Source organism: Colwellia ponticola, from assembly GCF_005885605.1.
In the GTDB taxonomy this organism is placed as follows: domain Bacteria; phylum Pseudomonadota; class Gammaproteobacteria; order Enterobacterales; family Alteromonadaceae; genus Colwellia; species Colwellia ponticola.
The window spans coordinates 1-480 of the sequence record NZ_SZVP01000068.1 but is presented as its reverse complement, the minus strand read 5'-3'; the positions used below and the strand labels follow the sequence as shown (position 1 = coordinate 480).

1 protein-coding gene is annotated in these 480 nt (G+C 58.1%); it reads right to left on the bottom strand.

Annotated elements, in window-relative coordinates:
- A partial coding sequence (locus FCS21_RS15860; RefSeq protein WP_138624486.1) for a TonB-dependent receptor domain-containing protein occupies positions 1-480 on the bottom strand: 480 nt, incomplete at both ends.

Sequence of the window (480 nt, the reverse complement as noted above, 5' to 3'; positions counted from 1 at the left end):
GCATATTCGAAGCCGATTTTCGGGCTGGTGGACTGCCAGGATTTGCTCGACTCGGCCGCGAAGTTGGTGCCGGTAATCTGCCTGTCGGTATTGATCGCGTAATTGGTGAACTCGAAGTTCTTGTGTTCGCGGGTAAAGCGCAGGCCGGCGATCAGCGACAGCTGCGGGGTGATCTTGTAGGTGCCCTGGCCATACAGCGCGTAGCTTTCGGTGTTGGTGGTGCTGTACTGGCCCTGGCCGATCACCCGGTTGCGTGCGATGGAGTAGGTGAGGTTGTCGCGGTCGGCATCGAAGCGTTCGCGGTACAGGTACAGGCCGGTGCTGAAGCTGAAGTCGTCATAGTCGCCGTTGAGCTGGAATTCCTGGGTGGCGTAGTTTTGCTTGTAGAGGATCAGGTTGTTCTGGATCAGCGCGGCCTGGCCAGAGTTGTCGTAGTCCACCGGCTGGTTGAAGGACGACCATGCAGTGACCGATTTGACA